The following is a 24,695-nucleotide window of genomic DNA, read 5'->3' on the forward strand; positions in this document are numbered from 1 at the left end:
GGGTCCGGCCTGAACCCCACACCTGAAGCAACGCCGGTGACCTCGGCAATCCCCAGTTTTAGTCCAAACCGAGGACCCTTCGTGCCCGAAATGTCCACTCAGTTATGACTAAAACTGGGATCGCGCGAGGCTCAGATCGCCGTGACTGCTCCGTGGGCCATGTTGCGGAGGAGCCGGGACATCGCCGAGGTGTCCAGGTGGGCGCTGAACGGGGTCGAGTTGATCAGGCCGAACACCGCGTGGACCGCTGCGCGTGCGCGCGGGCGGTCGAGTTCCGGGCGGGCGTGGCGCAGCACCTCGACCCACACTTCGACGTAGTGGCGCTGGGACTCCCTGACCCTGCGGCGGTCGCGGTCCGAGAGGCTGTCCAGATCGCGCATGTGCACGGTGATCAGAGCCGGGTTGTGCAGCGCGAACTCGACGTGCCAGCGCACCAGCTTGTCGAGGGCGTCCTGCGGGCCGGACGCGGCGTCGACGCGGTGCTTGCCGCCGAACAGCAGCCTGTCGCTGATGCCGGTCAGCAGCTCCGCCAGCATCGCGTCCTTGCTGCGGAAGTGCCGGTAGAGCGCGGGGCCGGAGATGCCGACCGCGGCCCCGATGTCGTCGATGCCGACGCCGTGGAAGCCCGCCCGCGCGAACTTCTCGGCGGCCGCGGTCAGGATCTGCTCGCGCCGGCTCGGCTTCGCCGCATCGGTGGACATGCCCCCGGATACTAGACGAAGAAGTTAACCACCGTTAACATGGCTCCAAGTTAACGATGACTAACACGAGCCACTGCGGAAGGTGTGCCTCATGGATGCGCCCGTTCTGCGCACTTCGGTGGACCCGGACTCGCCGGAGTTCGCGCACAACGCCGAGCAGCACGCCACGCTCGTCGACGACCTCAACGCGCAGCTCGACAAGGCCCGTCTCGGCGGGCCGGAGAAGGCGCGCGCCCGGCACGTCGAGCGCGGCAAGCTGCTTCCCCGCGACCGGGTCGACGCGCTGCTGGACAGGGGGTCGCCGTTCCTCGAGCTGTCGCCGATGGCCGGGCACGGCCTCTACGACGACGAGGCCCCTTCGGCGGGCATCATCACCGGGGTCGGGCGGGTGTCCGGCCGCGAGTGCGTGATCGTGGCCAACGACGCGACCGTCAAGGGCGGCACCTACTACCCGGTCACGGTCAAGAAGCACCTGCGCGCGCAGGAAGTCGCGCTGCACAACAACCTGCCGTGCCTGTACCTGGTCGACTCGGGCGGCGCGTTCCTGCCCAGGCAGGACGAGGTGTTCCCGGACCGCGAGCACTTCGGCCGGATCTTCTACAACCAGGCCACCATGTCCGCGCGCGGCATCCCGCAGATCGCGGCCGTCCTCGGCTCCTGCACGGCGGGCGGTGCGTACGTGCCCGCGATGAGCGACGAGGCGGTCATCGTGCGCGAGCAGGGCACGATCTTCCTCGGCGGTCCTCCGCTGGTGAAGGCGGCCACGGGCGCCGAGGTGACCGCCGAGGAGCTGGGGGGCGGCGAGCTGCACTCGCGCACCTCGGGCGTCACCGACCACCTGGCCGCCGACGACGCCGACGCGCTGCGCATCGTCCGCTCCATCGTGAGCACGCTCGGCCCGCGGGAGCCGTTGCCGTGGGAGGCCGCGCCCAGCGAGGAACCGGCGGTCGACCCGGGTGAGCTCTACGGGGCCGTCCCCACCGACTCGCGCACCCCTTACGACGTGCGCGAGGTGATCGCGCGGATCGTCGACGGCAGCCGCTTCCAGGAGTTCAAGCACGACTACGGCCAGACGCTGGTCACCGGGTTCGCCCGCATCCACGGTCAGCCGGTCGGGATCGTCGCCAACAACGGGATCCTGTTCAGCGAGTCCGCGCAGAAGGGCGCGCACTTCATCGAGCTGTGCGACAAGCGCTCGATCCCGCTGGTGTTCCTGCAGAACATCTCGGGATTCATGGTCGGCAAGGAGTACGAGGCCGGCGGCATCGCCAAGCACGGCGCGAAGATGGTCACCGCCGTCGCCTGCGCCCGGGTCCCCAAGTTCACCGTGGTCATCGGCGGATCGTTCGGCGCGGGCAACTACTCGATGTGCGGCCGCGCGTACTCGCCCCGGTTCATGTGGATGTGGCCCAACGCCCGGATCTCGGTGATGGGCGGCGAGCAGGCGGCATCGGTGCTGGCCACCGTCCGGCGCGACCAGAAGGACGCGCGCGGCGAGGAGTGGCCGGCCGAGGACGAGGACGCCTTCAAGCAGCCGATCCGCGATCAGTACGAGAACCAAGGTCACCCGTACTACGCGACGGCACGGCTCTGGGACGACGGCGTGATCGACCCCGCGCAGACCCGGGATGTGCTGGGCCTGGCCATCTCCGCGGCGGGCAACGCGCCGCTGGAACCCATCTCCTACGGCGTTTTCCGGATGTGAGGGTTGAGCATGTTCGACACAGTGCTGGTCGCCAACCGCGGGGAGATCGCGGTACGCGTCATCCGCACCCTCCGTGAGCTGGGCATCCGCTCGGTCGCGGTGTTCAGCGACGCCGACCGCGAAGCCCGGCACGTCGCCGAGGCCGACACGTCCGTCCACATCGGACCTGCGCTGGCCTCCGAGAGCTACCTCAACGGCAAGCGGATCCTCGACGCGGCCCGGGAGACCGGGGCGCAGGCGATCCACCCCGGGTACGGGTTCCTCGCCGAGAACGCGGACTTCGCGCGGGCCTGCGAGCAGGCCGGCGTGGTGTTCATCGGACCGCCCCCCGGCGCGATCGAGTCGATGGGCGACAAGATCCGCGCCAAGCAGACGGTCTCGGGCGCGGGCGTCCCCGTGGTTCCGGGGCGCAGCGACCCCGGCATGACCGACGCCGACCTGCACCGGGCCGCGGTGGACGTCGGGTTCCCCGTCCTGCTCAAGCCCTCGGCGGGCGGCGGCGGCAAGGGAATGCGGCTGGTGCACGCCGAATCCGAGCTCGACGACCAGATCGCCTCCGCGCGCCGCGAGGCCGGTGCCTCCTTCGGCGACGACACGCTGTTCGTGGAGCGGTTCGTCTCGCGTCCCCGGCACATCGAGGTCCAGGTCCTCGCCGACGCGCACGGCACCGTCGTGCACCTCGGGGAGCGCGAGTGCAGCCTCCAGCGGCGGCACCAGAAGATCATCGAAGAGGCGCCGTCACCGCTGCTCGACGCCGGAACCCGCGCCCGGATCGGTGCTTCCGCCGCCGACGCCGCCCGCGCGGTGGGCTACACGGGCGCCGGAACGGTGGAGTTCATCGTGTCCTCCGACCGGCCGGACGAGTTCTTCTTCATGGAGATGAACACCCGCCTGCAGGTGGAGCACCCGGTGACGGAGCTGGTCACGGCGGTGCGCGGCGAGCGCGGGGTGGACCTGGTCGAGCAGCAGGTCCGGGTCGCCTCCGGTGAGCGCCTGGACTGGGCCCAGCAGGACCTGACCATCGAGGGTCACGCCGCCGAGGCCCGCGTCTACGCCGAGGACCCGTCCCGAGGATTCCTGCCCACCGGTGGCCGGCTCCTCGCCGTCCACGAACCGACCGGACCGGGGATCCGGGTCGACTCCGGGATCAGGATGGGCGGCAGCGTCGGCTCCGACTACGACCCGATGCTGGCCAAGGTGATCGCCTGGGCTCCCGGTCGCGGGGACGCCCTGCGCCGCCTGGACAAGGCCCTCGCCGACACCACCGTTCTCGGCCTCAGCACCAACGTCGCCTTCCTGCGCGGTTTGTTGCAGCACCCGGACGTCCTCGCCGGGAAGCTCGACACCGGTCTGGTCGAACGCGACCTCGAAGTCCTGGTCGAGGCCGAGGTTCCCGAGCACGCCTACGTCGCCGCGGCTCTGGAACGCCTCATCGCCGGTCAGCCGAGCAGCGGCTCCGACCTCTGGGGCGTCCCCAGCGGTTGGCGCCTCGGACGCCCGGCCTGGAGCACCTGGCGCTTCTCCGGTGATCTCAAGGTCCACCTCCGGGGGTCGCCGGACCGCGCGGAGGTGGCGGTCGAGACCGGGACGACGACCGAGTCGGCCGAGGCCGCGGCCCGCGCGGACGGCGACCTGCTCACCGTCACCTTCCGCGGCCGGACCCGCCGCTACCGGTGCGCGCACGTCGACGGCACCACCTGGCTGGCCGCCGACGGTCAAGCGTGGGCGCTCACCGAGCACCGGCTGCTGGCCGAGCGCGACGACGCCGCCGGCCGCTCCGACGGCGTCGTCACCGCCCCGATGCCCGGGACGGTGCTGGTCGCCGACGTCACCCAGGGCCAGCAGGTGCGCAGCGGGCAACGCCTCTTCGTCGTCGAGGCGATGAAGATGGAGCACACCGTGACCGCCCAGATCGACGGAACCGTCACCGAAGTTCACGCGAGGAGAGGGCAGTCGGTCGGGCTGGACCAGCCGCTCGCCGTCCTCACCGCAGAAGGGGAGGGATGACGCGATGGTGGATCACCGTCTCAGCGAGGAGCACGAAGCGCTGCGGGAGAGCGTGCAGGAATTCGCGCGCAAGGAAGTAGCTCCTGTGATCGCGGACTACTACGAGCGGGAGGAGTTCCCGTACCCGCTGATCCGCAAGATGGGCGAGATGGGGCTGTTCGGCCTGCCCGTCCCGGAGGAGCACGGCGGCATGGGTGGCGACTACTTCGCGCTGTGCCTGGCCCTGGAGGAGCTGGGCCGCGTCGACCAGTCGGTGGCCATCACCCTCGAAGCCGGGGTGTCGCTGGGCATCATGCCGCTGCTGCGCTTCGGCTCGGACGAGCAGAAGCGGACCTGGTTGCCCAAGCTCGCCTCAGGCGAGGTGCTGGGCGCGTTCGGCCTCACCGAGCCCGACGGCGGTTCCGACGCGGGCGCGACGCGCACCACGGCCGTCCTCGACGGCGACGAGTGGGTGATCAACGGTTCGAAGGCCTTCATCACCAACTCCGGCACCGACATGACCGGGTTCGTCACGGTCACGGCGGTCACCGGCGAGCGCCCGGACGGCCGCAAGGAGATCTCGGCGATCCAGGTGCCCTCCGGCACGCCGGGGTTCACCGTGGCCAAGAAGTACTCGAAGGTCGGTTGGAACGCCTCCGACACGCACGCCCTGTCCTTCGACGACTGCCGGGTCCCGGCGGAGAACCTCGTCGGAGAACGCGGCCGCGGCTACGCGCAGTTCCTGGCCACGCTCACCGAGGGGCGGGTGGCCATCGCCGCTCTCGGCGTCGGCACGGCTCAGGGCTGCGTCGACGAGTGCGTGCGCTACCTCGGGGAGCGTGAGGCGTTCGGGCACAAGATCGGCGAGTACCAGGCGATGCAGTTCAAGGTCGCCCAGATGGAGCTGCGGGCGCACACCGCTCGGCTCGCCTACTACGACGCGGCCGCGCGGATGCTGCGCGGCGAGCCGTACAAGAAGCAGGCCGCCATCGCCAAGCTGGCGTCCTCGAACGCGGCGATGGACAACGCCCGCGACGCCACCCAGGTCTTCGGCGGCTACGGCTTCATGAACGAGACGCTCGTGGGCCGCTTCTACCGGGATTCCAAGATCCTCGAGATCGGGGAGGGGACCAGCGAGGTCCAGCTCATGCTCATCGCAAGGGAGCTCGGCCTCCCCGCCTGATCCAAGACGAGAGGTCGTGGTCGCGAATCGGGTTCGCGGCCACGACCTCGTTGTTCCCGCCTCACATCGGTCGGTAGCGATCGACCGGGACGGTCATTTCTTCGGTTCGCTCTACGTCGGGTATTCCGCCGGTGAGCTGCGTGTGCATCGGGTCGGGGGTGTTGTCGGGGTATGAGCCGTCCTGGCCGGGCCAGGCGGGCGCCTGAGCCGTCGGCTGCTGCGCCTGCGGCTGGGCCGCGTGTTCCTGTTCGGCGATCTCGAGGTGCTGCATCACCCAGTCGCGCGCGAGCGCGGCCGGGGATGTGCCCTGCTTGAAGGCGAGCTCGCGGAGACGCTCGTTGGCCAGCAGCGGCAGGCGCAGCTGGTACACCTGAGCGGCACCGAAGCGACGCCCTGATCCGGTGGATTCGAGGTTTTCCTCCGGGTCCAGCGCAGCCAGGTACGACTCGAATTCGGGGTCCGGTTCGGCTTCCTCGGCAGGCTTGCGCTGCCGATTCGCCTTGGTTCGTCCTAGAGCCACGCGGACACGATAACGGTTGTGTTGCGGCATGCCTATCGCGGCGAGCGTGCAGTTCGCCTCGCGCGCGGGCGCGCGAGGCGCCCACCAGCGGGTGTCGCGGCAACGCGGGCGAATGGCGAAAACCCGCCCTGACGTGGAAGGCCCCCGCGCCAGGGGGAGGAGCACGGGGGCCGGAGGGGATCTCCACAGATGCTGACAGGGGGTGTGTCAGCGCCGCCGATTGTGGCATGCGCCTCCTTCGCGTGGGGAGCGCTGCGACCACGATTCGTGCATCTGGCAGCCCCGCGACGTCCGGTCGGCGGCTCCGGTCGCCGCTACGAGCTGTGAGCTCCTCAAGATCCGGAATGCGCGCGCTGTCCGTTTCGTTGTCCGGGGTGGACGCAGGGTGTGACGCAGGCAATATCCGAAGTGGATCGACGCACGCACGCGATTACTCTCAGTGCACTCCGAATCACTCTCTGGGGGGCTGCGGCTGTTGACAACCTGTGGATAACCTGCGGCCGGAACCCGAGGCCTGGGAGGCGTCATGTACGGGTCGCTGGACGTACGAAAGTTCTTGTGGCAGCAGGATGACGGGCAGTCGCGGCAGGCGGGCGCGGTGCCTGGGCAGCGCGTCGGCGAGCCCTCGCGCATCTCGGAGGAGCAGGTCCACCGAGCCAGGATCGCCGTCGCTCGCAGTGCGGAGAGCGCGGAGGACTGCAGACTGCTGCTGGACATGCTGGGCCTGGTTCCCGACGAGGACGGGCAACCGCCGGTGGCGCGCTGACCTGGTCCGCGCCGATGGCCGTACCGGGTGCGGGCCGGTCACGAGGCATGTCGGGATCGCAGTCGACCTCACCGTCGGCACGCGTTCTCCGAACGTGTGACAGCCAGGTGTTCCGCTGGGCGAAAGGCTTGGTTCCGGGGTAACTTCCGGTGGCATATTTGATCATCCGTTCGGGCGGGCATCGCCCGCACGGGGCGGGTCACGCATTGCCATCGGGGGCCGGAGTCGAGCAATGGCACAGCAGCACCGGGCGCAGCTCACGCGCCACTCGATCTTGGTCGCCGCGGCGGCGGAGATCGATGAGGTCGGGTACGAGGCCGCGAGGCTGAGCGCGATCTTGCGTCGCTGTGGAATCACCAAGGGTGCGTTCTACTTCCACTTCAGCGGTAAGCACGAGGTCGCGCACGCCCTGGTCGAGCGCTATCGCGAGAACCTCGACGAGCTGAGCAACCGGTGGTACCAGCGAGCGCAGAACCCGCTGGCAACCATGGTCGGCCTCACCTGCGATGCGGCCCGTCGTCTTGAGGACGACGTGCTGCTGCGAGCCGGCCTGTTCCTCGCCTGCAACCACGTCGGCACCGACACCGACGGCTGGGAGTTCCTGTTCGACGACCTGGTCCGCCGCGCAGCGGATCGGGGCCTGCTGCGTCCCGGCTTGGATCCGGCCGCGGCCGCCCGCGTCTGCTACGCGATGGTCGTCGGGACGAACCTGCTGGTGGGTGGTGACCTCCAGCGCTTGGGCGTCCGCTTGGAGGAGGCGTGGCAGGTCCTGCTGCCCGGCCTCATGGTCGGTGGCGCGAGGGAAGCCGTCGCAGCCGGATGATCATGAGGTGTGGATCACACAACCTCGCGAAGGCCCGTTCCGGGCGCTTCCGCGCCCTGCGGAGCCCGAAAACCGGATCGGACCGCGTCCCCAGGGGTTCCAGTCGACCGTGGCGAACAGCCAGGTCAGGTCACTAGTATCGACCCCGGGCGCGGGACGCTGGGGCGGTCCGCGGCGGAGCTGTGCGGCTCAAGGGACCCCCCGTTTGGGAGGCCCGGAACGTGTGTCGTAAGCTTTCATCACTGCCAACGGGGCGCCCCGAAAGGGAAAGCCGGTTGGAGGCGAAGGCCGGACCGGTTTCGGATCGGTCAAGCCCCCATCGTCTAGCGGCCTAGGACGCCGCCCTTTCAAGGCGGTAGCGCGGGTTCGAATCCCGTTGGGGGTACGAACAACTGAAGAGTGAAGCATGGCCCAGTGGCGCAGTTGGTTAGCGCGCCGCCCTGTCACGGCGGAGGTCGCGGGTTCGAGTCCCGTCTGGGTCGCCAAGGCGAACGGCATCAAGCCGGACGCTATCGGCCAGGTAGCTCAGTTGGTACGAGCGTCCGCCTGAAAAGCGGAAGGTCGGCGGTTCGACCCCGCCCCTGGCCACCGCTCTTACCTGCGAAGAAGCCCCTCCGGATCCCGGAGGGGCTTTTTTGGGTCTCGGTTCGCTGCGTGGATGTGTCCGCTGCACGGTCAGATCCGGCGCCTGGTCTTGCGTCTTCCCCCGATCTCGGCCGGACGCGGTGCTACCTGCTTGGGGTGAGCAGCAGCTAGAGGCATATTTGAGCACAAACCCGCCGTTCGAGAGGAATGTGCGATGTCTGATCATGCCGCCTACATCGCCGAGGCTGCCGAGAGCCTCAGGCCACTTCTGGAGCAGGTGCGGGCGCAGCTTTCCGCTTCGCTTCCGGATGCGGATGAAGTCATGAAGTACAACATGCCCGGGTTTCAGGTAAGAGGCTCCATCGTCGCCGGGTACGCGGCGTTCAGCCGACAGTGCGGTCTCTACCTGTCGCCCGGTGCGATCACGGCGCTCGCCGACGACATCGCCGCCGCCGGTCTCAAGGCGAGCAAGACCGGCGTCACCTTCTCGGCGCGCAAGCCCATTCCTGACGATCTCGTGCGACAGCTGGCCCAGGCATCTCGGACGGACCTCGGAGTGTGAGTGCGGAGTTCGGGGCCGCGCGTCCAAGCAGATTTCCTGGTCGTTTTCGATTGCGATGAGAGACTTCCTCCGGTGCTGCAATGAGGCGACTCTCGAGGCTCGTTCGAGAATGCGAAATCACCGGCGAGTGGTCAAATCGGCATCCGGCGCTAGTGCCCGGCCGTGCACACCGACACCGTGCTGGGCGGAGTCATTCCCAGGTGAGGAAGCGGTAGTGGAGGCCGGTGGTGGATTCCTGCCAGTCTCCGGTGGTGTCGGCTGGGCGGGCCACTTCGGGGGCGTAGGTGTCGCCGTCGAAGGGTTCGCGGATCTCGGTGACCACGATCCGGTCGGCCAGCGGGAGGGCTGCCCGGTAGACGGCGGCGCCGCCGATCACCCACACGTCGCCGGACGCCGAGGCGAGCGCCTGCGTCAGGTCCGGGAAGGTGTCGGCGCCGTCCTGCGGGGTGCGGGAGAGCACGAGGTTGCGCCTGCCCGGCAGGGGGCGGAAGCGGGGCGGGAGGGATTCCCAGGTGCGGCGGCCCATGAGCACCGTGGCGCCCGCGGTGGTGGTGCGGAAGTGCTTGAGGTCTTCAGGCAGGTGCCACGGCATGGTGCCGTCGCGACCGATGACACCCGTCGACGACTGCGCCCAGACGAGCCCGATCACACCGCCACCGGAGCCTTGATCCCCGGGTGCGGGTCGTAGCCGTTGATCTCGAAGTGCTCGTAGGTGTAGTCGAACAGGCTGTCCGCCGGCTTGAGGTTCAACGTGGGGAACGGCCGGGCGTCGCGGGCGAGCTGCTTGTGGACCTGCTCTTCGTGGTTGTCGTAGATGTGGCAGTCGCCGCCGGTCCAGATGAAGTCGCCGACGCCGAGACCCACCTGCTCCGCGATCATGTGCGTGAGCAGCGCGTAGCTGGCGATGTTGAACGGCACGCCCAGGAACAGGTCGGCGCTGCGCTGGTACAGCTGGCACGACAGCTTGCCGTCGGCGACGTGGAACTGGAAGAACGCGTGGCAGGGCGGCAGCGCCATCCGCGGGATGTCGGCGACGTTCCACGCGGAGACGATGATCCGCCGCGAGTCCGGGTTCTCGCGCAGCGTGCGCAGGACCTCGCTGAGCTGGTCGATGTGCCCGCCGTCCGGCGTCGGCCAGGAGCGCCACTGCACCCCGTAGATCGGGCCGAGGTCGCCGTCCGGTCCTGCCCACTCGTTCCAGATCGTGACGCCGTTGTCCTGCAGCCACTGCGCGTTCGAGTCGCCGCGCAGGAACCACAGCAGCTCGTAGGCGACCGAGCGGAAGTGGACCTTTTTCGTCGTGATCAGCGGGAATCCGTCGGCGAGCCGGTAGCGCAGCTGGTGGCCGAAGATCGACCGCGTGCCGGTCCCGGTGCGGTCGTTCTTCCGGGCTCCCGTGTCCAGCACGTGGCGGAGCAGGTCTTCGTACTGCGTGTCGGGCATGCCAGCGAGCCTACAAGCGGCCCGCCCCGGGCGGGCTACCACGGTGAACGCGGCGCTGAAGGTCCCATCGGCGGGAGCGGCGAAGCCCGGACCGGTCGTGCGGACCGTCCGGCGCGAGGGACGACCGTGGGGGCAGCCCGAATGTCACAGGTGCTTCGAGAAGAACGTCGCGAGCCGATCCGCGGCCGGGTCGACGTAGCGAGGGTCGTCGTAGAGCTCGTAGTGGCCCGCGCCGTCGATCACCATCAGGTCGACCGGGTTGGGGGCGAGCTCCCACAACCGCGTGCCCGCCTCGTAGCTGCCGGTGTTGCCGCGGCGCCCGGCGAGCACGACCTGCAACGGCTGCGTCAGCAGCGTCTCGACCATGTGGAACGCGTCGTAGCCGAGCAGCAGCGCGTCGCCGCGGGACAGCCTGCGGTTCGTCGAGTGCTCGTTCCTGCCGCGCTCGGTGCGGTAGTAGGTGATCGCCTGGGTCGTGTCGATGTCGGTGAGCCCGGCCGCAGCGGCCTCGTCGAGGGAATCGGGCAGCCAGTTCACGCGGGTCAGCGCACCGCTCCGGTTCTCCTCGGTGCGCCCGGCGGCCATGTCGTCGAGCGCCGACGCAGGGTCGGAAGGGTGGAAGCTCCGGAACGAGGTGCCCATGTTGACGGGCACGACCGTGCCGACCGCCTTGATCCGGTGATCGGTGCGGGCGGTGTGCACCGCGTAGCCTCCGCCGGCGCAGATGCCGAGGACCCCGATCCGCTCCGCGTCGATGCCGTCGATCGTGCTGAGCGCGTCGATCGCGTACGAGAGGTCCTCGCCCCGGCGGTACGGGTCTTCGAGATCGCGTGGCTCGCCACCGCTCCGGCCCTGGTGGGCGGGGTCGAACGTGAGCGCCGTGATGCCTCGGGCGGCGAGGCGGGACGCGTAGTTCGCGCCGATCTGCTCCTTGACGCTGCTGCCGGGCGTGGAGAGGACCACGGTACGCGGTGGAGCGTCGTTGTCCGGGCGGTGCAGGTCGGCCGCGAGCTCGAAGGGCCCGCGCGGAATCGTGAGGTGCTGAATCATGCGAGGCGCCCTTCCGCTGATGATTCCCCTGTTCTCAGGGTACTGACTTCCCCGCCGACCAGCCCTTTTCACCTGTCCCTGGAAGGAGACGCTGTGCCTCGTTACGTCCTCACCGGTGCACCCGGTGCCGGGAAGACCGCGATCCTGCGGCAGCTGGAGCTCGACGGTCACGTCGTCGTTGAAGAATCCGCGACGGACGTCATCGCGCTCCAGCAGGCCCGTGGAGTGGGAAAACCTTGGGAGGAGGAGGGTTTCATCGACGAGGTGATCCGGCTGCAGCAGCGGAGGCAGGGTGCTGTCCGCTCGGCCACGGCGTTCTTCGACCGCTCGCCGGTGTGCACCCTGGCTCTCAGCCGCTACCTGGGGTTCGCACCCACTCCTCTGCTCGCCGACGAGGTCGAGCGCGTCGTGACCGCGAACGCCTACGCCTCGACCGTCTTCTTCGTGCGCAACCGGGGTTTCGTCGAGCCCACGGCCGCGAGGCAGATCAGCTACGAGGACTCGCTGGTCTTCGAGCAGCTGCACGAGCAGACCTACCGCGAACTCGGCTTCCGGCTCGTCGAGGTGCCCGCGGCGCGGCTCGACGAGCGGGTGGCCCTGGTCCGGCACGCCGCCGAGCGGCACATCGCCTGATTCCGGTGCGGACCGGATCGAGAACGTCTGGCCCGCACCGGTTCTCAGCAGATCGTCAGGAGACGAAGGTGCGCACGTCTTGGGACACACCGTCATCGGTCAGGAAACCCAGGTGGCTGATGCACCCGGTCTGGGTGTTCCGGGCGCCCGAGACGATGGTGCTGTCAGCGGGATTGATGGTCCCGTCGCAGGTCGACCACCACGTCCCGTAGTTGGTCGCGCCCGGTGATTCATCCCCGTCGTTGAGCGTGGTGAGGAATTCCGATCCCGCGCGCATGTCGGTGCAGGACGCGTCGAAGCAGGCGTCCGCGCTGGTGGTTCCGTGGTTCGGGCCGGCGAGCGAGACCCAGTCGTCGACCTTGTCGGCCCCGCCCAGGAACTTGAGGTACCAGCGGCTGTTGAGCCCGCCCATCGAGTGCGTGACGATGTCGACCTTGGCCGCACCCGTCTTGGCGAGCACGTCGTCGACCACAGCCGAAAGCTCTTCTGCTGTGGTCTTGTTCGACTGCGCGGTGTTGTAGTTCCAGGCGGTGAGCTCGTCGTCCGTGTAGCCGTCGGCCTTGAAATCGCCGATCATGTCGTTCCAGTTGGAGGCACTGCCGTTCCAGCCGTGCACGAAGATCACCGGGTCGTGCGCTGCTGCTGTTGCGGGGGCGGCGGTGAGGGGAAGAGCGGTTGCTGCCGTTAAGGCGGCGGTCACGAACAGACGTTTTCCACGCATGGGCGTCCTTTCGTTGGAAGGCATCTTCGCCAGGTGGATGTACCAACGGTCGGCCCATCGCGGAGGTGCGCTTGCACGGTCTGCTTCACCCCAATGGCCGCCAGGCTCTTTTCGTAGTTCCCCGTGCGAGGAACGGCATCAGCGCTGGCCAGAGGGTGATGGGCGACGAAAATCGCGCGCCGGGTTGACATGGTTGCCTGCCGCGTCGCGCACGCCGCTAGCGGAGCGCATCCGCAGGATCGGATCGCCAGGGGCCTGCTCGGTGAACTGGCCGTGAACAAAGGACTTCGCGCGGCCTGCGCGACGGGGCCCGCTCATACGCTGTGGCGAACGAGAGCCGCATGGGAGAGCGAATGGGCACTGTGTGGACCGGTTTGGTCGGCATCTTCGCCGAACTCGGCACTCCGGGGTGGATCGCGTTCGCCGCGCTGCTCATGCTCGCCGCGCCACTCGTCGACCGGTTGGTGATCCGGCGCAAGCGCATCGACTACCGGGTTCTGTACAACTCGAAGATCGGTCTCGACCCGCTCTCCAAGCACGACAAGGACGACGAGCTCTCCTCGGACGCCGACCCGAGGCTCCGGCACCTCACGAGCATGGCGGGCCGGATGAGCGTGGTCATCATCCGCATCCGCAACGTCGGCAACTACGACATCGAGAAGAAGGACTTCGACGAGCCGATCTCGTTCACGTTCGGCAAGCGCGTCGTCTGGGACGCGCGGATCTCGGAGGCGAGCACACCGGAACTGCGCTCGGCGTGCCGCGAGCACATGGCGTTCTTCACCGAGGACCACGCGCCGCGGCGCAAGCCCCCGAACGGTGATGCAGGCGATCTCGGTGCCGTGCGCAAGTGGCTCAAGAGCCGCATGTTCACCACGATCGAAGCCGGTCAGACCGAGCTCGGCCCGCAGTGGCACGGGGTGCGGCTGGGTCGCCTGGCGCTGAAGCGCAACGAGAAGTTCAAGCTCGTGGTGGTCCTTCAGGAACCCGACGAGCACACCGGCCACGAGCTCACCAAGACCGTGGACGTCGAGGGCCGGATCGAGAACGGCTGGATCCGGGACGAGAAGAAGAAGCCGCGCCTGACCTGGGCCGGAGCCATGATGGGTGTGAGCGTCCTGCTCGCGGGCGCGCTGGTCGCGACCTCGATCAACTCGGTCGCCGCCACCGAGCCCGCCTACTGCGCGACGGGCACGATCCACGTCGAGGGTTCGAGCGCGTTCATGCCGGTCGTCGATCGCGCAGTTCAGAAGTACGAGCAGGAGTGCCGCGCGGCGGAGATCAGCACGTCGGCTTCCGGCAGCATCGACGGTCTGGAAATGCTCGGCCAGGAGACGGGTTCTTCTTCGGTGGACGCGGTCTTCTCGGACGCTCCCGCCGTTGACGGGAACTTCCACCGGACGCCGATCGCGGTCGTCAACTTCGCGGTCGTCATCAACGAGCAGGCCGATGTTCCGGGGCTTACCTCGGAGCAGCTCCGGAGCATCTTCTCCGGACAGGTGACCGATTGGCAGGAAGTCGGCGGCACACCGGGGCCGATCAAGATCGTCGACCGTCGCGATCTCTCCGGCACCCGGAAGGTGTTCGAGTCGGAGATCATCAAGGGCACCATCGAGTCGCCGGAGGATCCCTGCGACAGCAAGATGCTTGCCCCGGCCGCACCGGTGCATTGCTGGTCCTCCGACACCCGGGCTGTTCTCAACCGGGTGGAGACCACACCTGGCGCGATCGGGTTCGCCGACGCCAACGCCGCCCTCGACCCCGCGCAGGCCCCGAACCTGAAGGTCATCCCCATCGACGGGAAGGAGCCCGGGGAGGAGGGCTACGAGTTCCGGGCGGTGGAGAGCCTCTACACCAGGAGCACGGGGCAGGCGAACCCCCTGCTGACCAAGTTCCGGGAGTACATCACCGGCGACGACGTCCGCGACATCCTGACCGGCAGCGGCAACAAGCCGTGCGGCAACCCGCGTCAGGAGCCCTGCCCGACCGAGTAGGAGTCACCTCTGGCCCGAGCGCTCTCGGGAGCGTCAGCCGCCGACGTAGTCCGCGAGGTGCTTCGCGGTGAGCGTCTCGCCGGACTCGACCAGGTCGGCCGGTGTTCCTTCGAAGACGACCTCGCCGCCGTCGTGGCCGGCGCCGGGGCCGAGATCGATGATCCAGTCCGCGTGGGCCATGACCGCCTGGTGGTGCTCGATGACGATCACGGACTTGCCGGAGTCCACGAGCCGGTCCAGCAGGCCGAGCAGCTGCTCCACGTCGGCCAGGTGAAGACCGGTGGTCGGCTCGTCGAGCACGTAGATCCCGCCCTTGTCGCCCATGTGCGTGGCGAGCTTGAGGCGCTGCCGCTCACCGCCGGAGAGCGTGGTCAGCGGCTGGCCGAGACGCAGGTAGCCGAGTCCGACCTGGTCCATGCGCTGCAGGATCTTGTGCGCGGCGGGCGTGCGGGCGTCACCGGAGCCGAAGAACTCCTCCGCCTGGGCGACCGAGAAGTCCAGCACCTCGCTGATGTCGCGCCCGCCGAACCGGTACTCCAGCACCGAGGCGCTGAACCGCTTGCCCTCGCACTCCTCGCAGGTGGTGGCGACGGTGTCCATGATCCCCAGGTCGGTGTAGACGACCCCGGCGCCGTTGCAGTTCGGGCACGCGCCCTCGGAATTCGCGCTGAACAGAGCGGGTTTCACGCCGTTGGCCTTGGCGAACGCCTTGCGGATCGGGTCGAGCAAGCCGGTGTAGGTCGCGGGATTGCTGCGCCGCGAACCGCGGATGCCGCTCTGATCGATCGACACCACCGCCTCGCCGGTCGGGAGCGATCCGTGGATCAGCGAGCTCTTGCCGGAACCCGCGACACCGGTGATCACGCACAGCACGCCGAGCGGGACGTCGACGTCCACGTCGCGCAGGTTGTTCTCGGTCGCACCGCGGATCTCCATCGCGCCGGTGGCCTCGCGAACCTCCGGCTTCAGCGAAGCCCGGTCGTCGAAGTGCGTGCCGGTCGCGGTGTCGCTGGTGCGCAGCGCCGCCACGTCGCCCTCGAAGCACACCGCGCCGCCGTCGGTTCCGGCTCCCGGACCGAGGTCCACGACGTGATCGGCGATGGCGATGGTCTCCGGTTTGTGCTCGACGACCAGCACCGTGTTGCCCTTGTCGCGCAGCCGCAGCAGCAGGTCGTTCATCCGCTGGATGTCGTGCGGGTGCAGCCCGATGGTCGGCTCGTCGAAGACGTAGGTCACGTCGGTCAGCGACGACCCGAGGTGCCGGATCATCTTCGTGCGCTGAGCTTCACCGCCGGAGAGCGTTCCGGCGGGCCGGTCCAGCGAGAGGTAGCCGAGTCCGATCTCGACGAACGAGTGCAAGGTGTGCCGGAGCTTGGCCAGCAGCGGTTTCGCCGACGGCTCGTCCAGCCCGCTGACCCACTCGGCCAGATCGCTGATCTGCATGCGGCAGGCGTCGGCGATGTTGATGCCCGCGATCTTCGAGGACCGGGCGCCCTCGTTGAGCCGCGTGCCGTCGCACTCCGGGCACGTCGCGAAGGTGATCGCGCGGTCCACGAACGCGCGGATGTGCGGCTGCATCCCCTCGCGGTCCTTGGACAGCATCGACTTCTGGATCCTCGGAATCAGGCCCTCGTAGGTGACGTTGACGCCCTCGACCTTGATCCGCGTGGCCTCCTTGTGGAGCAGGTCGTGCCGCTCCTTCTTGGTGTAGGAGCGGATCGGCTTGTCCGGGTCGAGGAAACCCGAGCCCATGTAGATGCGGCCGTACCAGCCGTCCATGGTGTAGCCGGGAATGGTCAGCGCACCCTCGCGCAGCGATTTCGAGTCGTCGTAGAGCTGCGTCAGGTCGAAGTCGGACACGGCGCCGCGCCCGTCGCACCTCGGGCACATGCCGCCGGTGACGCTGAACTCGCGGCGCTCCTTCACCTTCGTCCCGCCGCGCTCGGTCGTGATGGCACCCGCGCCGCTGATCGAGGCGACGTTGAACGAGAAGGCCTGCTGCGAGCCGATGTGCGGTTGGCCGAGCCTGCTGAACAGGATCCGCAGCATCGCGTTGGCGTCGGTCGCGGTGCCGACCGTGGAGCGCGGGTCCGCGCCCATCCGCTCCTGGTCGACGATGATCGCGGTGGTCAGCCCGTCGAGGACGTCGACGTCGGGCCGGGCCAGCGTCGGCATGAAGCCTTGCAGGAAGGCGCTGTAGGTCTCGTTGATCATCCGCTGCGATTCGGAGGCGATCGTGCCGAAGACCAGCGAGCTCTTGCCCGATCCCGAGACGCCGGTGAACACGGTCAACCGGCGCTTGGGGATCTCGACGCTCACGTCCTGGAGGTTGTTGACCCGCGCACCGTGGATCCGGATCAGGTCGTGGCTGTCGGCGACGTGCATCGGGGCTCCGTTCACTGCACTTCCTGGATTCTGATCATGTTCCCGGCGGGGTCGCGGACCGCGCAGTCGCGGATCCCGTAGGGCTGGTCGGTCGGTTCCTGGACGATCTCGACGTCCCCCGCCTGCAGCTCGTCGAACGTGGCGGTGAGATCGGGTGTGGCCAGCAGGATTCCAGCGTAGGTCCCCTTGGCCATCATCTCGCTGATCATCCGCCGCTCGTCCTCGGTGATCCCCGGGTCGACGGCCGGCGGGTGCAGCACGATCGAGGTGCCGGGTTGTCCGGGCGGGCCGACGGTCAGCCAGCGCATCCCGTCGTAGCCGACGTCCTTGCGGAGTTCGAAGCCGAGCAGGTCGCGGTAGAAGGCGAGGGCGGCCTCCGGGTCGTCCTGCGGGAGGAAGCTCGCGTTGATGCTGATGTCCATGGCCATCACGCTAGGAGCTGCCCGCGCCGGGTGCTTCTCGATTTCTGACCGGTCTGGTGACCTGCTTGGCCAGGCACGGCACGATCGCCACCGTTCCGGCCGCCTCGCGCCGGTACGCGCTCGGCGGCATCCCGACGAGTTCGGCGAACCGGGTGCTGAAGGTGCCCAGCGACGAGCAGCCCACCTCGAAGCAGACCTCGGTGACGCTCAGATCACCGCGGCGGAGCAGCGCCATCGCGCGCTCGATCCGACGCGTCATCAGGTACGAGTAGACGGACTCGCCGTAGGCGGCTCGGAACCGCCTGCTGAGGTGACCTGCGGACATGTTCACCCCGCGGGCCAGCGCCTCGACGTCCAGCGGCTGCGCGTGCTCGCGGTCGATCCGGTCCCGGACCTGCCGCAGCAAGGCCAGGTCCCGCAACCGCGCCGCACCACCGGATGACCTGCTCACCTGGAAAATCCTGCCACGCCACCCCGACGGCCGCGCCCGTTTCGTCCCGAGGGACGGCTTTGATCACGGGTGACGCCCGGTGAAGGCCAGCAGCGCCCTCGCGCCGGCCCCTTCCCAGCTGCCCGGATAGATCCACCCGCAGGACCGGCAGATCACCGTCACGGGACCAGCCGGCCAGTCAGGGTGGTGCGGGCGGCTTCGAGATCTCCGCACCAGGTGACCGCTGGATCATTCGGGGCGAGACGGTTCCAGAGGAGGAGGTAGAGGGTTTCCGACGGTGCCGTGCAGTCGGCGACCGCCGAACCGGGGCCGTAGGTCCAGGCCGAGCCGGTGTCGCTGGCGTTGAAGCGGATCGCATGCTGCGGAGCCGGGGACCGTCGCAGGGCGACCTGGCGCGGGGCCATCGTGTCGAAGACCTCGGCGACGCCGTCGGTAGCGAGGTCCGGATCGATCGGAGTGATTCGGCCCAGCGAGTTCTCGGCGTCCCAGCGGTGGATCACGGTCTCGTGGCAACGTCGACGGTGCCAGAACCCGACGGTGTTCGGCGGCGCGATCGTCCACGCCGGTTCGTCCGGGTCCGTCGTCAGCTCCGCCAGCATCTCCGCGCAGGTCTCCTCGAACCAGGGGATCAGCGCGTGATCGGGCGCCGGAGCGCGCACGTGGTCGCCGTGCCCGTCGCGAACCGCGGTGGCCACCCAGCGGTTCTCGTTGCCCAGGTGATCGGCCAGGTCGCGCAGCGTCCAGCCGGGGCAGTGCTCGATCGGGACGGACAGGTCCCCGTGCAGCAGATCGCGAAAGGCACCGAGCTGCCGGGTCAGCTCCCCCAGGAAGTCCATGGCGGTGACGATAGGTCGACCGGACGACATCGGAGTGGGGATTGCAAGATCTCCTCGGTGCGGGGACGGCGTCTCGGCGGAAGGGTGTCGGTGGCGGGCGGTAGCTTCACCGCGACCGGAAGTGGGGAGGCCTTCGTGGTGCGGGACGCTTATCTGAAGGCGGCCGAGATCGCCGTCGAGCTGATGCGCGAGCCTTCGGTCGCCGAAGCTTGGGAACGCGACAGCGCCTTGGCCGAGTTCCGGGTGTCCGGGCTGGTGGGGCATCTGGGCGCGCAGGTGTTGCGCTTGCCCGGCTTGCTCGCTGCCGACGGCCCGGCCGGTGAGCCGATCTCGTTGCTCGACTACTACACCGGGATGCCTTGGGTCGGCGCGGATGTGCACGCCGAGATCAACGTGAAGCTGCGGGAATTGGGCGAGGACGTCGCGGCCGAGGGACACGCGGCGTTGTTGGGCAGGCTCGACGCCGCGGTCGACGAGTCGCGCACAGCGCTTTCCGCCGCTCCGGCAGGCAAGCTCGTCGAGCACGCCCGTCGGGCCATCAGGCTGGACGACTACCTGGTCACGCGCATGATGGAGATCGCAGTGCACAACGATGACCTCGCGGTCAGCGTTGGGCTCGCGACACCGGAACTGCCGTCTGATGTGTTGGAGCCGGTGTTGGCGCTGTTGTCCAGGTTGGCCGTCGGGAGGCACGGGCAGACCGCGGTGCTGCGCGCGCTGAGCCGGGTCGAGCGGGCGCCGTCCACAATCAACGCCCTCTAGACGTAACGACGCCCCCGCGCTCGACCGGCCTGGGGGTTACCGGGAGTGCGGGGGCGTCAAGGTCCACCCCTGGGGGTCAGGTGGACGGCGTCAATGCTACTGCGTGGTATCCAAGATGTCTCTAGGGGCAGAGATCTTTTTTCACTCGCACGGCGGTGAACGGCAGGCATGCTTGTGTGAGCGGTCCGATCGCCACCGCGTAGAGAACGGTCCCCAGGCCCGCGGTGCCGCCGAGCGACCATCCCACCGCGAGAACGCAGACCTCGATGGACGTCCGCACCAGACGGACCGACGTGCCGGTCCGCGCGTGGAGCCCGGTCATCAACCCGTCGCGCGGACCTGGGCCGAGGCGGGCGCCGACGTAGGTCGAGGTCGCCAGCGCGTTGAGCGCGATCCCGGCGACCAGCAGCGGGACCTGGAGCGCCAGGCCCTCCACCGGGGGCAGCAGGGCGAGGGTCGCGTCGACGGAGATCGCGATCAGCAGCACGTTGGCGACGGTGCCCACGCCCGGACGTTGCCGCAGCGGCAGCCAGGCGAGCAGCACCGCGACACCGACCAGCGCGCTCGCCGCGCCCATGCTCACCCCGAAGCGTTCGGAGATGCCCTGGTCGAGAACGCTCCACGGCGACAGGCCGAGATCGGCGCGCACCATCAGCGCCAGGCTCGCGCCGTAGAGCAGGAGACCGCCGACCAACTGCGGAAACCGAGCCAGCGGGCGGAATCGCATCGACAGCAGTGAGAGATCCACTTGGACCTGTGTTGAGGCCATGAACCCTTCATACGGTTCGATTGGACTTCATATCGATATCCAATTTCGCTAATCTGGACTCATGTTGCCGACGCCAGGCGCGCACATCCACGCCCACAAGCTCGTCGACCTGCTCGGAGCCTGGCGCGGCGGATCCCGGCCCTCCTCGCAGCTGCTGGCCGAGAGCGTGCGCCAGCTGGTGCTCGACGGACGGCTGCCGCCGGGAACCCGGTTGCCCGCGGAGCGAGAGCTCGCCGCCGCTCTCGACGTGAGCCGGACCCTGGTCGCCAGGGCTCTGGAACGCCTGCGCGAGGACGACTTCGCGGCCAGCCGCCGAGGCGCGGGGTCGTGGGTGACGCTGCCGGATTCGCGGCGGGCCAACGAGATGCACGGCGGCTGGTTCCCCTCCGGCGACCCGGGAGTGCTCAACCTCGCCCAGGCCACGCCCGCGGCTCCGCCCGAGCTGCGCGTGGCCGTCGAACGCGCGCAGGTGCGGCTCGTCGAGCAGCTCGGCGACCACGGCTACCAGCCGCACGGGCTGCCCTCGCTGCGCGCTCGCATCGCCGAGCGCTACACCGCGCGAGGCGTGCCCACCAACCCCGAGCAGATCTTGGTCACCAACGGTGCGCAGCACGCGTTCGCCCTGGTCCTGCGCACTCTGGTCGCTCCCGGCGAGCGCGTGCTCGTTGAGCACCCCACCTACCCCAACGCCCTCGAAGCGCTGCGCGGCCACGGCGTGATGCCGGTGGCCGTTCCGATGACCGACGAGGGCTGGGACCTGGAGCTGCTCACCGCGACGCTGCGCCAGACCGCGCCCCGGCTCGCCTACCTGATCCCCGACTTCCACAACCCCACCGGCGTGCGGCTGGACGCCGAGGGCAGGTCGCGGCTAGCGACGGCGCTGGCCCGCAACTGCACCAACGCGGTCATCGACGAGACGCTGATCGACATCGACCTCACAGGGCAGGAGCCACCACCGCCGATGGCGAGCTTCACCGAGCGCGCCATCACGATCGGCTCGGCGGGCAAGTCGTTCTGGGGCGGGCTGCGTCTCGGCTGGGTCCGCGCGAGCGAGGAGTTCGTGCAGCGCCTGATCCTCGGGCGCGCGGCCACGGACCTGGGAACACCGGTGCTCGAGCAGTTGCTGCTCGCCGAACTGCTCGACCACGCCGAACCGCTGCTCGCCCGGAGGCGGGAGGAAGCCCGGGAGCGACTGGAGGTCCTGGCCGCGGCGTTGCGGGAACACCTGCCGGAGTGGCGTTTCCGGATGCCCGACGGCGGGCTGTCGCTGTGGTGCGACGTCGGCGCCCCCATCGCCAGCAGGCTGGCCGTCGCGGCCGAGGCGCACGCGGTACGGCTGGCGCCGGGCGCCCGCTTCTCGGTCAACGGGTCGCTGGAGCGCTGGATCCGGGTTCCCTACACGCTTCCGGGCGAGCGGCTGGTCGAAGCCATCCAGCGGCTGGCTGCGGCAGCGGGTTCGGTGCGGCCTGGACCAGCACCGAACCCGCTCACCGTTCCCATCGCCTGAAGCTCACACCCCTCGTAGAGAACTTCAGGCCCCGCGCCAGGTGGAATCCGCGCGAGATCTCGTGCGGATACCGCACGGACTTCACCCAGGAGTGGTTGTCGGCCGTCCGTCGGCACGGCCCCTCGACGTGCCGACGGACGGTTCGACTGAAGGACGCCACCCCGGTGCCGCAGGGGCAATTGCGGCACCGGGGCCAGGGCCCAGTCCCGAGTATCGGCAGGTCAGAAACGCTTGATCAGCGATCGTTCACAGCGACTCCGCCGGATGGGCTGGTGGCGCCCCGTTCCGATCCGGTCGGGCGCAGACGTCCGGATCGGAGTTCATCGGGTGTGTTGGCACAAGCGTCGCCGCAGAAGCGGTTCGACGCAGGTCGGCCTGCCGTGATTAGTCAGGCGATGCGGTGGTTTCGGCCGATCGGGTGCTGATGTCCGGACCGATGTCGCGCTGAGCCACGAAGAAGGCGGCGCTGTCCGAGAGATCAGGTGCGCTGGGCAGGATCGCGTGCGCGTTGCGCAGGCCTCCGATGCCGCCGACGTTCGCAGCGGTCAACGAGCTCGCGGGAGGCGAGCAGGGAGAAGGCGCAGCGGGACTCGAGCTGCCCGGCGGTTCGGCGTCCGGCGCTCGACCGTCGTCGGGCGCTCGCGGCTGCGCGTCGTCGCGGGCGGTGCTGGTGCTCGTCGCCTTCGCCGACTGACGCGTCGCCGGCCCGCTGAACAGGGCGGGGTCCGGGTCGTTCGGCTGAGCGTGGGCGATGGCCTGGGGGTTGACGTAGCGCGGCTGGCCCGCCTTCGCGGGTGAACCGGGCTTGCCCTGGGAGGCGGACTTGCCTTCGGACGAGTTCCCGTTCGACGAGGAATTGCTCTCGGAAGCGGAGTTCGCGTTCGACGAGGAATTGCCGTTCGAGGCGGAGCTCGCGTTCGACGCGGAGTCCGCTTGCCCCTGAGCCGATGCGGTGGTGCCGGTCTCGGGTTCCGCCGGAGCTTGAACGTCGGGCTCGGCGGGAGCGGGCACCGCGGGGGTCGCCGGTTCGGCTTCCCGGGGCGCTTCCGGCTCGGCCTTCGCAGGTTCGGCCTTCTCGGGCTTGGCCTTCGCGGGCTTGGTCTTCGCCGGCTTGGCCGGTGTTGCCGGTTTCCGGGGCTTCCCCTGCCCGGCGGATTCGCCGGTGGTCTTCGATTCGGAGGCCTTCGCCGCGGGCTTGGCCGATCCGGCGGAGTCCGACCCCTTCGTCTTCGGGCCGGAGTCCGGCTCGCTCGACGCGTGCGCGGAGACGGAGTGCGAGGCGCTCGGCTTGTCGGCGTGCGCGTTCTCGGCAGCGGACGCTGCTGAAGCGCCGCCGACCATCACACCCAGGCACAGGAAGCTGAAGACCGATGTCCGGACGAGGAACGCGGCGGTGCGCGACCGGGGACCGCGCATTGCGCGAATTCCCTTCACGGTCACCACCGCCAATTCGGTCCAGTCCGCGCTGCTCGGCGCGGTGGGGCAACGATTGCGCCGCGAACGGCGCCTCCGGCTGACATTCAACCACTCCAGGGGGCGATTTCGGACCACCTGGAGCGACGATCACGACAGTTGGGCCAGCATTCTCCATGCATTCGGGGGACCCGGGAAGGGCCAAATGTTGCCGGACGGACTAGTCCCCTTTCCTCGAAGGAGTCTCGTCCGCTGTGGACTTGGCCCGAAACATGCAGAGTGTCCGCTGTGGATCAGGAACAAATTCAGGAACGACTGGGTCTCGATGACCTTCATCGCATCTGGGCCTCCTACGGCCACGAGATGCTGTTGCACGATCCAGGCGGGAATGGGGAATGCCTGGTCAGGCGGGGTGAGCTGCTCGCCCCGGCGGATTCGCTGGACCCCGTTCTCGACAGATACCGCAGGTGGATAGATCGGGTGCACCACGACGAAGACTTGTTGCTCGCCCGAATTCGACTCCGCGATGCGGAACGCGACCACTGCGTCGATCTGGCGAGGGAAGGCACGGGAGTGTCGGTGAACAACGTTCACGTCGGCAGCCCGGTCATGTTCGGAACGCCCGTGATGTTCGGCACCGGAAAGGAAGCGGAATTCACCCGTCCGGTCGCCGAGCCGCCCTGGGTTGAATGGGAACCGCGGATATTCGTCGGCGTGCTCGACACCGGTTGCGATCCGCATCCCTGGTTCGCCGGCCGCTCCGGATTCGAGGCCGTTCCGGAAGAGCTGGACGCCGACGACGACTCCGGTCAGGACCGGCAGGCGGGACACGGCACGTTCGTCAGCGGTGTCGTGCTGCAGCACGCCCCTGGGGCGATCGTCAGGCCGCGACGAGTGCTGTCCTCGCTGGGCTTCACCGACGACTACACCGTCGCCGCCGGGCTGCGCGCCCTGCGCCGAGCGGCCCAGCGCCGCGGCGAGCCGGTCGACGTGGTGGTGCTGTCCTCCGGGTGCCGCACGATCGACGACCGCTGCCCGGACGTGCTGACCGCGGCGCTGGAGGCGATGTCCCCGGCCGTCGTCGTGGCGGCCGCCGGGAACCACGGCAGCACCAGGCCTTTCTGGCCGGCAGCCGCGCCGGAGGTGCTGGCGGTGGCCGCCACCGGCCCCGACGGCAAGGTCGCGCCCTTCTCCAACACGGGCGACTGGGTCGACGCCGCGGCACCCGGTGTCGACGTGCGCAGCAGCTTCGTCCGCCTGACGTCCGGCGGCGGTCGCCGCTACGGCTACGCGCGCTGGAGCGGGACGTCCTTCGCCGCGCCCCGGGTCGCCGCGGTGGTCGCCACCGCCTTGCAGGCGGACCGGGATCCCGCGCGGGCCCGCGAACTCGTCGAGCACTTCTACCCGTACGCGACGGCGTTGCCGGAGCCCGTCGCCGCGGAGTGATCAGCTTTACCCGATCGTGCGGTATCCGCCGC

23 protein-coding genes and 3 tRNA genes are annotated in these 24,695 nt (G+C 69.1%); 14 read left to right on the top strand and 12 right to left on the bottom strand.

The features are described 5' to 3' along the window. Positions 1–131 precede the first annotated feature (131 nt). Entirely contained in the window at positions 132–701 is a 570-nt protein-coding gene (locus FHU35_RS17940; protein ID WP_145741105.1) for an SACE_7040 family transcriptional regulator, read from the bottom strand. 91 nt (positions 702–792) lie between these two features. On the opposite strand from FHU35_RS17940, the gene FHU35_RS17945 reads away from it, so the two are divergent. Genes FHU35_RS17945 through FHU35_RS17955 form a run of 3 tightly spaced genes read left to right on the top strand, consistent with a single transcriptional unit; the run spans position 793 to position 5,575 of the window. Continuing rightward, complete coding sequence (locus tag FHU35_RS17945; protein WP_145741107.1) at positions 793–2,406, top strand: carboxyl transferase domain-containing protein; 1,614 nt, start codon at positions 793–795, stop codon at positions 2,404–2,406. A 9-nt stretch (positions 2,407–2,415) separates the two neighbouring features. Then, complete coding sequence (locus FHU35_RS17950) at positions 2,416–4,413, top strand: acetyl-CoA carboxylase biotin carboxylase subunit (RefSeq protein WP_145741109.1); 1,998 nt, start codon at positions 2,416–2,418, stop codon at positions 4,411–4,413. A gap of 4 nt (positions 4,414–4,417) precedes the next feature. Beyond that, positions 4,418–5,575, top strand: coding sequence for an acyl-CoA dehydrogenase family protein (locus FHU35_RS17955; RefSeq protein WP_145741111.1), 1,158 nt, complete (start codon positions 4,418–4,420; stop codon positions 5,573–5,575). Between the two features lie 61 nt (positions 5,576–5,636). Here the strand turns inward: FHU35_RS17955 and FHU35_RS17960 are convergent, their stop codons facing one another. Further along, complete coding sequence (locus FHU35_RS17960; protein ID WP_145741112.1) at positions 5,637–6,095, bottom strand: hypothetical protein; 459 nt, start codon at positions 6,093–6,095, stop codon at positions 5,637–5,639. A gap of 526 nt (positions 6,096–6,621) precedes the next feature. Here FHU35_RS17960 and FHU35_RS17965 point away from each other — a divergent pair. The 6 genes from FHU35_RS17965 to FHU35_RS17990 all read left to right on the top strand — a co-directional run bounded on the left by FHU35_RS17965 (position 6,622) and on the right by FHU35_RS17990 (position 8,831). Further along, entirely contained in the window at positions 6,622–6,861 is a 240-nt protein-coding gene (locus tag FHU35_RS17965) for a hypothetical protein (protein WP_145741113.1), read from the top strand. Positions 6,862–7,093: 232 nt separating this feature from the next. Beyond that, a complete protein-coding gene (locus tag FHU35_RS17970) occupies positions 7,094–7,684 on the top strand; it encodes a TetR/AcrR family transcriptional regulator (RefSeq protein WP_145741114.1) in 591 nt (196 codons plus the stop codon). 312 nt (positions 7,685–7,996) lie between these two features. After that, positions 7,997–8,069 (top strand) — tRNA-Glu (locus FHU35_RS17975). A 23-nt stretch (positions 8,070–8,092) separates the two neighbouring features. Continuing rightward, positions 8,093–8,169, top strand: a tRNA-Asp gene (locus FHU35_RS17980). Between the two features lie 29 nt (positions 8,170–8,198). Beyond that, positions 8,199–8,272, top strand: a tRNA-Phe gene (locus FHU35_RS17985). Positions 8,273–8,483: 211 nt separating this feature from the next. Next, positions 8,484–8,831, top strand: coding sequence for an iron chaperone (locus FHU35_RS17990; RefSeq protein WP_145741115.1), 348 nt, complete (start codon positions 8,484–8,486; stop codon positions 8,829–8,831). Positions 8,832–9,021: 190 nt separating this feature from the next. Here FHU35_RS17990 and FHU35_RS17995 read toward each other — a convergent pair whose 3' ends face one another. From FHU35_RS17995 to FHU35_RS18005, 3 genes are all read right to left on the bottom strand, one after another. After that, entirely contained in the window at positions 9,022–9,480 is a 459-nt protein-coding gene (locus FHU35_RS17995) for a dihydrofolate reductase (RefSeq protein ID WP_145741116.1), read from the bottom strand. Beyond that, the gene (locus FHU35_RS18000) at positions 9,477–10,274 is read right to left on the bottom strand and encodes a thymidylate synthase (RefSeq protein WP_145741117.1); all 798 of its coding nucleotides are present in this window, start codon (positions 10,272–10,274) and stop codon (positions 9,477–9,479) included. The genes FHU35_RS17995 and FHU35_RS18000 overlap by 4 nt, the downstream gene beginning before the upstream one ends. Before the next feature lie 144 nt (positions 10,275–10,418). Then, entirely contained in the window at positions 10,419–11,324 is a 906-nt protein-coding gene (locus tag FHU35_RS18005) for an alpha/beta hydrolase (RefSeq protein ID WP_145741119.1), read from the bottom strand. A 93-nt stretch (positions 11,325–11,417) separates the two neighbouring features. On the opposite strand from FHU35_RS18005, the gene FHU35_RS18010 reads away from it, so the two are divergent. Then, complete coding sequence (locus FHU35_RS18010; RefSeq protein ID WP_145741121.1) at positions 11,418–11,957, top strand: AAA family ATPase; 540 nt, start codon at positions 11,418–11,420, stop codon at positions 11,955–11,957. Positions 11,958–12,012: 55 nt separating this feature from the next. Here the strand turns inward: FHU35_RS18010 and FHU35_RS18015 are convergent, their stop codons facing one another. Then, positions 12,013–12,657: an esterase/lipase family protein gene (locus tag FHU35_RS18015; protein ID WP_246110385.1), complete on the bottom strand. Its 645-nt coding sequence runs from the start codon at positions 12,655–12,657 to the stop codon at positions 12,013–12,015. Positions 12,658–13,031: 374 nt separating this feature from the next. On the opposite strand from FHU35_RS18015, the gene FHU35_RS18020 reads away from it, so the two are divergent. Beyond that, positions 13,032–14,672 (top strand): substrate-binding domain-containing protein, encoded by a 1,641-nt coding sequence (locus tag FHU35_RS18020; RefSeq protein ID WP_186459483.1) that lies wholly within the window; start codon positions 13,032–13,034, stop codon positions 14,670–14,672. Positions 14,673–14,705: 33 nt separating this feature from the next. Here FHU35_RS18020 and FHU35_RS18025 read toward each other — a convergent pair whose 3' ends face one another. The 4 genes from FHU35_RS18025 to FHU35_RS18040 all read right to left on the bottom strand — a co-directional run bounded on the left by FHU35_RS18025 (position 14,706) and on the right by FHU35_RS18040 (position 18,766). After that, complete coding sequence (locus tag FHU35_RS18025) at positions 14,706–17,057, bottom strand: ATP-binding cassette domain-containing protein (RefSeq protein WP_145741523.1); 2,352 nt, start codon at positions 17,055–17,057, stop codon at positions 14,706–14,708. 11 nt (positions 17,058–17,068) lie between these two features. Next, positions 17,069–17,479, bottom strand: coding sequence for a VOC family protein (locus FHU35_RS18030; protein ID WP_145741128.1), 411 nt, complete (start codon positions 17,477–17,479; stop codon positions 17,069–17,071). A gap of 10 nt (positions 17,480–17,489) precedes the next feature. After that, positions 17,490–17,930 (bottom strand): helix-turn-helix transcriptional regulator, encoded by a 441-nt coding sequence (locus FHU35_RS18035; RefSeq protein WP_145741130.1) that lies wholly within the window; start codon positions 17,928–17,930, stop codon positions 17,490–17,492. Positions 17,931–18,088: 158 nt separating this feature from the next. Beyond that, positions 18,089–18,766, bottom strand: coding sequence for a maleylpyruvate isomerase family mycothiol-dependent enzyme (locus FHU35_RS18040; RefSeq protein ID WP_145741132.1), 678 nt, complete (start codon positions 18,764–18,766; stop codon positions 18,089–18,091). Positions 18,767–18,901: 135 nt separating this feature from the next. Here FHU35_RS18040 and FHU35_RS18045 point away from each other — a divergent pair, with 135 nt between their 5' ends. After that, the gene (locus tag FHU35_RS18045) at positions 18,902–19,528 is read left to right on the top strand and encodes a maleylpyruvate isomerase N-terminal domain-containing protein (RefSeq protein WP_246110386.1); all 627 of its coding nucleotides are present in this window, start codon (positions 18,902–18,904) and stop codon (positions 19,526–19,528) included. 121 nt (positions 19,529–19,649) lie between these two features. On the opposite strand, the gene yczE is transcribed toward FHU35_RS18045, so the two are convergent. After that, positions 19,650–20,297: a membrane protein YczE gene (yczE, locus tag FHU35_RS29350; RefSeq protein WP_246110387.1), complete on the bottom strand. Its 648-nt coding sequence runs from the start codon at positions 20,295–20,297 to the stop codon at positions 19,650–19,652. Positions 20,298–20,358: 61 nt separating this feature from the next. On the opposite strand from yczE, the gene yczR reads away from it, so the two are divergent. Beyond that, a complete protein-coding gene (gene yczR / locus FHU35_RS18055; RefSeq protein WP_145741134.1) occupies positions 20,359–21,804 on the top strand; it encodes a MocR-like transcription factor YczR in 1,446 nt (481 codons plus the stop codon). Positions 21,805–22,188: 384 nt separating this feature from the next. Here the strand turns inward: yczR and FHU35_RS18060 are convergent, their stop codons facing one another. Further along, the gene (locus FHU35_RS18060; RefSeq protein ID WP_145741137.1) at positions 22,189–23,220 is read right to left on the bottom strand and encodes a hypothetical protein; all 1,032 of its coding nucleotides are present in this window, start codon (positions 23,218–23,220) and stop codon (positions 22,189–22,191) included. Between the two features lie 576 nt (positions 23,221–23,796). Between FHU35_RS18060 and FHU35_RS18065 the strand changes: the two genes are divergently transcribed. Further along, positions 23,797–24,663 carry a S8 family peptidase gene (locus tag FHU35_RS18065; protein ID WP_246110388.1) on the top strand — a complete coding sequence of 289 codons (867 nt, stop codon included), beginning with the start codon at positions 23,797–23,799 and terminating at the stop codon, positions 24,661–24,663. Positions 24,664–24,695 lie beyond the last annotated feature (32 nt).

The sequence above is a fragment of the Saccharopolyspora dendranthemae genome (assembly GCF_007829955.1).
Taxonomy (GTDB): domain Bacteria; phylum Actinomycetota; class Actinomycetes; order Mycobacteriales; family Pseudonocardiaceae; genus Saccharopolyspora; species Saccharopolyspora dendranthemae.